We start from the raw sequence: 9,072 nt of genomic DNA, 5'->3' as shown, positions 1-9,072 counted from the left end.
GGACGTATCAAGTGTTACCGACATGGCAGGAATGTTCGACACGGCCCTGATGTTCAACCGTGATATAAGTGGCTGGGCCACGAGCGCGTTGACGGACACATCACGTATGTTCAAGGGCGCCACAGCGTTCGACCAGGACCTTGGCGGCTGGGACGTAACGCAGGTAACGGACGCCGAGCAGATGTTCGAGGGCATAGCGCTTTCTACGGCGAACTACGATGCGCTACTCACGGGCTGGTCTTCACAGGCCCTTCAGTCCAACGTTATCTTCGGCGGAGGAGAGAGTCAATACTGTAATGGTGTTGATGGAATACAAATACTCCGTAATACGTTTAATTGGATCGTTAGCGATTTTGGAATTTTACCTGAAGGTACATTAGACAATAATGGTTTGGACATAGCCGATAGCTGTGGTACTACAGATGATAATTTTTCACTCTCTTCAAGTGGAGGAAACCTTATAATTAGTAACTCAAATTCAGCATTTAATGTCTCTGGAGACGAGGTTACACAACAAGACGAAAATACTGTTGCTATTCCTATTGGTGAAATTACCACTGGACTTACTATAGATGGAGGAGAGGGAGATAATGATATAACCATAGATAGTTCTTTTGATTTGATTGGTGCAAACAACGGATTGACACTATCTAATTTAAATGTGAATCTTACAGGTAGTGATGATTTAGAAATCAATAGCCTAAATGTTGCTGAAGGAGACTTTAATACGAGTGGTGTAAATACTGTGGTAGACACAGTGGCCAATTTTAATAGTGGCAGTTCATTGAGTGGTGATGGGAATATAATAGGTGATGTAAATATGAATCCAGGTTCTACCTTAAATGCAGGAAATAGTCCAGGTATTTTGAATACGGGCAATTTGACCCTTGATAATAGCAATAATGAGTTTGAAGTAACCGGTACCACACCAGGAACAGAACACGACAAAGTTGTTGCTACAGGTACAGTAATAATTACTAGTGGTACAAGCTTAAATCTTCTTGGAGGTTATGCCAACGGTGTTGGTGACGAGATTGTTTTAATAGACAATGATGGCACCGATGCCATAAGTGGCACGTTTGATACTCTTACCGAGGGTACAGAAATTACTTTTGGCGATTTTACAGGGACCATTAGTTATACAGGAGGCGATGGTAATGATATTGTATTAATTGGCACACAAGCTTTAATTCCTGGTGCTTTCATCACCACCTGGCAAACCACAGTAGCTAATGAGAGTATTACCATACCCACCGCGGGTAGTGGTTATAACTACACCGTAGATTGGGGCGATGGTATGTCAGATACAGGTGTTATGGGTAATGCCACACACACTTATGTTACACCAGGCATACATACGGTATCCATCTCAGGAGATTTTCCGAGGATTTACTTTAATTTTGTTGGTGATAGGGAAAAAATTCTTACTGTAGATCAATGGGGAGGTATAGCTTGGCAATCCATGGTGTCTGCATTTTCGGGTTGTTCTAATTTAGAAGTATTAGCTTCTGATGCACCTGATTTAAGCAATGTGTCAAGTTTACAAACTGCATTTAAGGGGTGTATAAATTTTAATCAAGACATCAATCACTGGAATGTATCTACCATTACTAATTTGGTTGAAACATTTTTTGTTTCATCTTATAATCAGCCATTAAATAATTGGGATGTGTCTAATGTAACCAACTTTAGTGGCACTTTTAAAAATTCACCCTTCAATCTAGACATTGGTAATTGGGATGTATCAAGTGCCTTACTAATGGAAGGAATGTTTGCAAATAGTGATTTCAATCAAGATATTGGTAATTGGAATGTCTCTAATGTGACTAACATGTTTTATATGTTTTTTAATTCACCGTTTAATCAGAATATAGGAAATTGGAACGTTTCAAATGTAGTTGCAATGTTGGGAATGTTCCAAGGTGCAAGTTCGTTTAACCAAGATATTAGTAATTGGAACGTTTCTAACGTTACAAATATGAGGGAAATGTTTCGTAATGCAAGTTCGTTTAATCAAGATATTGGAGCTTGGGATTTGAGCTCCTTATCTAATATGAGGAATATGTTTGATAATGCAACTGCATTTGATCAAGATTTAAGCGCTTGGGATATTTCTTCACTGACAAATGCCACGGACATGTTCAAAGGTGTAACCCTTTCCCAAGCTAATTACGATGCCTTATTGAATGGCTGGGCCACCTTAGACCCTGGAGAAACTTTAGTTCCTAGTAATATTATCTTCTCTGGAGGAAATAGCCAATACTGTGATGGTGAGCCTGGTAAAACCACTTTAGAAGGTTTGGGTTGGACCATTACAGATGGTGGTTTAGCTCCACAAAACACCTATTATTTGGATAACGATGGAGACGGATTTGGTGATCCTGATAATTCTATCATGGCTTGTAGTCAACCAGCTGGATATGTCCCTAATAGCGACGACTGTGCTGATTTTGATCCTTTGGCCTCACAACCAGGAGACGCATGTGATGATGGTAACGCCTGTACAATTAATGATGTATATGATAATGACTGTAACTGTGTTGGTGAACCAATAGATCCAGACGATGACGATCCATGTACTACAGATAGTTGTGATCCAACAACAGGTGAAATCTTTAATATTCCTATCGACATTCCTGATCCGGTTATTTCAGGCAATACTACTGTATGTTCAGGAGATACAACAACACTTATGGCAACTAATAGTGGTGGAACAACCAGTTGGTATAGTGATGATACGGGAACAGCTTTGATTACAACTGGTACAAGTTTTACAACACCAGCCTTAACATCAGACACGACTTATTATGTCGAAGAAGAAAATGGTGATTCATGCTCGTCTAATTTGGTCGCAGTAACTGTAACGGTAACTCCAAAACCACAAGTTATTATAACGGCAATAGCACCTATTTTAGAAGGGGATAGCGGTACTACAATTTTACAGTTTGAAATACTACTTGATAGACCTTCAACGGAGACCATTTTTGTAGAGGTTTCCACTGCAGACGTTACAGCAACTGATGGTATAGATTATTTTGGCTTCTCTAATACGGTTGTAAATTTTTCGCCAGGCCAAATAAGCCAACCTGTAAATGTCCAGGTAAATGGTGATACTGATTTTGAACCAGATGAAACCTTCACGGTTACCATTGTAAATGCTAGCGAATGTTCCGAAATACTAGTATCTGAAGCAACAGGAACCATTTTAAATGATGATGCAGATCCATGTATGGTGTCTATAGATAACCAACCAGAAGACGCAACCATCTGCGATGGCGATTCCCTAAGTTTTGATCTTGTTGCCACAGGTACCGGTACATTGAGCTATCAATGGCAGGTAGATGATGGTTTAGGTGGAGGATTTGTAGACCTTGGTGCACCAAGTGCTACCTCAGGATTAAACTTTGTTATGATGGCTATTGGTGGAAATGGGAATCAATATAGAGTTATAGTAACAGCAGATAATAATACACCTGGTGATATGAGTGATGATTGCTCGGTAACCAGTGCTGTGGCCACTTTAACTGTCAATCCTATACAAACACCAGCATTCAGTATTACTACAACTTATTGTTCAGGAGACCTTGGCGACAGCTTATCCAAAGTGTCTGATAATGGTATAACAGGAGATTGGTTGCCAGCAACCATAGATACAAGTATCCTTGGTGATACCGATTATGTGTTTACACCAGACGATCCTAGCCAATGTGGTGAAGCAATAACGCTTACGGTAACCGTTAATCCGTTACCAGAACCTGTTATCACAGGGCCAACAGATTACTGTCTTTCAGCAGGTCCTGTTATCCTAGATGCAGGTGCAGGTTTTGCATCGTATCTATGGTCGCCAGGTGGAGAGACCACGCAGACGATATCGGCAACAGAAGGTTCATATACGGTAACTGTGACAGACAGTAACGGCTGTAGTGCAACATCTGATGAATTCACGGTCATTGAAAATCCATTACCGACTGTTACAGCTACAGCATCCACTTTACAAATCTGCGAAGGAGAAAGTGTAACCCTAACAGGAGGTGGCGCAGTAAGCTATTCTTGGGATAACAATGTAACGGATGGTCAGGCATTTACACCAACAGAAACAACTACTTATACAATTACTGGAACGGCTGATAACGGCTGTACCAATACGGCAGAAGTGACTGTTACCGTCAATCCATTACCAGCTACACCTACAGGAGAAACTCTTCAAGTGGCTTGCGAAGATAGTTCTGCAAACACTTTAGTAGCTGATTATGACTTTACATATGGTAATGATGAAATTTGGTCAGGAAGCTATGGTACGAGCGCTATACCAAATTACCCAGGGTTGAACTACTTAACCATGGAATTAGGTAGTAATTTATCCTTTGATTCTAATGGATCTGCTTTAGGGGATGGTGGTGATGGTGCATGTGACGGGATTCTACCAACTGGTACAAATGTATCAATTGGTGGATATTCTTATTTGCCAGATGGACAGTCGGTATTATTAACCAATAATTCTACAACCAATGTTTTTATAAATTATAGAGATGATATTTCTGGTTCTGGGTCTTACTTTGTATGTGGAGGCAATAGTGCATTATTAGATCTCACAATTCTACCTGGAGAGTCCGTAACGTTGTTAAGAACAGGTAATTCAATTGCTCAAATTGCAGAATCCATTACAGCTATTGCGACACCACCAGCGGGTTCTAGCTTGGTATGGTACGATGCAGAGAGCGGTGGAAGCCAAATTACGGACCCTACTCAAGTAGGAATAGGTTCATCCATATTCTGGGCTACTTCAGTGGACGATACAACTGGATGTGAGAGTGCAGAACGACTTATGGTCACATTGGAAGTATTCGATTTACCATCCGTAACATTTACAGCACCAGCAGACTTTCCAGTTAACGCAGGTGTACAATTAGGTTTAGGCGGAGGCACACCAGAGGGTGGTGTATACTCAGGACTGGGTGTGATTGATGATGGTAACGGGCAGACCTATAGTTTTGATCCAGCTGCAGCAGGAATAGGAGTACATACGATTTCCTATACATACACTGATTTAAATAGTTGTAGTGCTTCAGCCAACGATGATGTTGAAGTCACAGAACCAGCGCCAATACCAGAGATCAATATTATTGGTCCAACTATAGTTGATGAAGATGCAGGTACCGCGACCTATTCGGTAACGATGTCGGCCGTTTCAGCGACACAGGTATCTGTGGATTTTGCAACAGTAGATGGCACAGCTACAGGCGCTAACGATTACTCGCCCAACGATGGCACATTGATCTTCGCAATAGGTGAGACAGAACAGACGATCACAGTGGTGATTCTCAACGATGTAATCGATGAGCCAGACGAGTCCTTCTCGGTTGTAATCTATAATGTACAAGGCAACGCGACGCTGGGTACGTCAACCCAAGTGACAACAATACTAGACAACGACAATCCTTGTGATAACGATACCGAAGCACCACAAATAACGGGTCTTGAAAATCTCACTGTGCAGTGCCCAGATGAGCTTCCACTTACGCCATTAGAAGTTAATAGTAGTACTAACCCTATAGAAAGTACGACGATTTACGGTAATGCTGTTACCTTTGGACCGTCATTATTTGAAATTCCCATTTCTGGCGATTTAATTCTAGTGGATGACGGTGTTTCAAACCCTTCAGTAACTGATGCTTGCGAGCCTATCATCAATGATTTGTCAGGTAAGATAGCCGTTATAGATAGGGGCGCATGTGCTTTTGTTACGAAAGTTTTAAACGCTCAAAATGCTGGGGCAGTTGCAGTAATTATTGTAAATAACCAACCAGGAGACGCTATCGTGAATATGAGTGGAGAAGATCCTAACATTACAATTCCTTCTATTTCTGTGAGCAATAATTATGGCAATGCGCTAAAAGCGGAAATAGCATTAGGAAACGTAAATGTATCCTTTCCGGGGCCATCATTTGAAATAACAGATAATTGTGAAATCAATACGGTTGATTTGACCCAAAATATTGTACAAGGTGATTGTATAAATAATTATACGATAGAAAATATATATACGGTTACAGATATAGCTGGTAATGTTACGACGGAAACACAGACCATTACAGTTAATGATGAAACACCACCGAATTTAATTGACGATTGTCCTATACCGGCTGATTTTGGTTTTACAGATGTGCTATCACAAGCAGAATTGCCAACGGCTAATGACATAGAGTTTGCATTGTTGACGCAACAAGATGATCAAGGCATATCTCTATTGCTATTTCAATTCTACGCGGATAATTGCGGTGGTTTATCAGAACTTAATGTATTAGACCCAGTTATAACTGGAGATGCATGTAGTGGTACAGCCACATATGCGATAGAAGTTATTGATGCCTGTGGTAATGTCAATAACGAATGTAGCTTTACGATAAATTATGGCTTTGGCAACACACCGCCATTAGTTTTTGACGACATGGAACATGGTGATCCTTTTGCCAACGGTTGGTTCTCTTTTTCAGGAAGTGTTGGTGGAGGTGGTATAGGTGTTAACACTGGAGATCTCCCTCCTGTTAATGGTGATGTTTTTAGCCTTGAAACCGGATGGGGTTCTGGAGGTGTACCTGGCTTTTTTGGCGGTTTCGGTCGCAGCAACACTGTAGATATTTCACAAGCCACATCTTTTGATTTTTGGATAAACCCTGATCCAGGCCAAGACTATACCCTTGAAATAAACCTTCAAGATGATGACGATAATGATGGTAATGCAGATGATGAATTTCAATATAATTTAGCGGTAAGCCCAGTTGGCCCTGGAGCTATCAGTGGTGGAGGTTGGCAACTGATATCCGTTCCTTTAACCGCATTTTTTGATGACAATTCCTTTCTTACAGGCGGCAATGGAACTTTGGACGGAACGATATTGACAGTTGTTGTGGCCGTAATAAGTAATTCGGGGGCTGATGTAAACTTTAGAACCGACTATTGGAGTTTCACAAATACAACTTCCTTTGTTTGGACAGGCGCTTTAAACACAGACTGGGAAAACCCAGGTAACTGGCAAAATAGTAATGCACCTGGATTGTCAGTAGGTGGCGATGTTACCATACCATTGGGCATGCCAAACTATCCGGTATTAACGGTAGGCCAGGATCTTTATATAGATCCATGCTCAACGGTATTTGTTGACCTCAAGGCATCCTTAACGGTAAATCCAAACGTGGTAGTTACCAACGACGGTACTGTTATCAACGATGGTAACACCACCTTTGAGTCTGATGAGACAGGATCAGCTTATATAGGTTCGGGTGAAGGTATGTTCATAGGAGACTTTACTGCAGAACGTTTTATCCCTGCCAAGAGAGCCTACCGCCAGTTGAGCCCACCGGTAACGACCAGTACACCGATATCCGAGAACTGGCAACAGTATACCCATATAACGGGTCCGGCAGGCAATACGGACGGCTTCGATGTGACGCTTACGGGCAACCCGTCGATGTACATTTTCGACAACGATGTGTACAGCTACCTCGAAGTTGAAAATACCAATGCCACCAATCTGTTCCCTGGCACGATGTACCATATCCTGATAAGAGGTGACAGGAATACGGACCTTGGCGACAATAATGCCGCGCCTTCGATAACGACCTTGAAGGCCACAGGTGAACTCACGGCAGAGAACCAAGGTTCCAAGACTATAGAAGTGAACGTACCGGAACAGCGCTTTATGGCGGTGGGCAACCCGTTCCAGTCACAGATTGATATGGATGCGTTGCTTACTACGAGCACCGCCAATATTGAACCGGTCTTCTATTGGGTTTGGGATCCTACCTTAGGGTTTAGAGGTGCCTATGTGGCCGTTGTAGCCTCGGCAGGTATACCTTCTACGGGCGATTCCGATGCCAACCAGTACCTACAGGCCGGACAGGCAGGCTGGGTATATACGGCAGGCGCAGGACCGTCTTCGGTAACCTTTACCCAGGACAGCAAGTTTACGGCAGGACCAGAGACATCTATTTTCAGGAACGGAAGCGGACTTGCCAGCGTAGGTCAATTGCGCCTGTCGCTCTATGAGAACAGTGCACTGGCCAACGGCGAAAGAGCAACGGACGGCATACTCATTCTGTTTGACACGGTAGGCAACAATGGCGTGGATGCCTTTGATGCACTCAACATTACCAACCTTGACGAGAACTTTGCGACCAGCAACGATGGCGAGCTTCTCAGTATCGAGAACAGGGCGATACCTCAAGAGGAAGACGTAATCCAACTGGAGACCAATACCTACAGAAGTACCAGCTACACGATAGTGTCAGAAGGTATCGCCATGGAAGGCCCAACGGCATATCTGTACGATAGCTTCACGGGTATCTATACGGAGATCCCACAGACCGGCGAGGTAAGCTATAGCTACAGCGTAGACGAAGGCAATCCGCTATCGGTTGAAGGAGACCGGTTCAGTGTGGTCTTTGCAGGTGAGGCACTCTCGGTAGACGATTACGATATAGGCCAGATAGAACTGTACCCTAACCCGACGAACATCGGCAAGTTCTACCTGGATGTACCGGTAGGCATGGACGACCTTGAGGTGACGATCTACAGCACATTAGGTCTAAGGTTGTACCACGAGAAAGGATTTACGGGAGGAAGCACCTTGGAGATAGAGACAGGCACGCTGTTCAGTCTAGGTACGTATTTCGTGGAGCTGAGCTCACAAGGCAAAACCATAACGAAGAAGTTGATTATTAATTAGAAATCCAGATACAATGAAAAATTCTAGAATTAAATTATCAAAGTTCATTGGTACCTTGGCTATTGTTTTAGCCTTGGTAGCAACGACAAACCTAAACGCCCAAGGCCCTCCGGGAGGAGAGACGGACACGCAAGATGTCCCGCTTGATGGCGGTCTTATTGCACTCGTTATTGGTGCGGCAGCCTATGGTGTTAAAAAACTGCGCGACAAGAGACAGTAACAGGCATTTTAGTTTTTATCTAAACAACCAACCACCACAACAAGGCTTTTCTTAGGAAAGGCCTTGTTGTTCTGCTTTGGGTTTATAAATTAGATTATTCTTCGGCAAAACGTGTTCGTTAAGCTTG

Annotated in this window: 2 protein-coding genes; both read left to right on the top strand. The window is 42.7% G+C overall.

Features of this window, described 5'->3' with window-relative positions; all coding sequences use genetic code 11:
• A partial coding sequence (locus ACFWV9_RS06295) for a BspA family leucine-rich repeat surface protein (protein ID WP_411894394.1) occupies positions 1 to 8,725 on the top strand: 8,725 nt, incomplete at its 5' end.
• Between the two features lie 13 nt (positions 8,726 to 8,738).
• Positions 8,739 to 8,945 carry a PID-CTERM protein-sorting domain-containing protein gene (locus tag ACFWV9_RS06290; RefSeq protein ID WP_411894393.1) on the top strand — a complete coding sequence of 69 codons (207 nt, stop codon included), beginning with the start codon at positions 8,739 to 8,741 and terminating at the stop codon, positions 8,943 to 8,945.
• The last annotated feature ends 127 nt before the right edge of the window (positions 8,946 to 9,072 follow it).

The organism is Winogradskyella sp. A2, from assembly GCF_046762865.1.
In the GTDB taxonomy this organism is placed as follows: Bacteria; Bacteroidota; Bacteroidia; order Flavobacteriales; family Flavobacteriaceae; genus Winogradskyella.
This window is presented reverse-complemented; position numbering and strand designations above follow the sequence as displayed.

What these genes read in the sequence shown, in the direction of transcription:
- ACFWV9_RS06290 (WP_411894393.1), top strand. Translation starts at nt 8,739, where the DNA reads ATGAAAAATTCTAGAATTAAATTATCAAAGTTCATTGGTACCTTGGCT.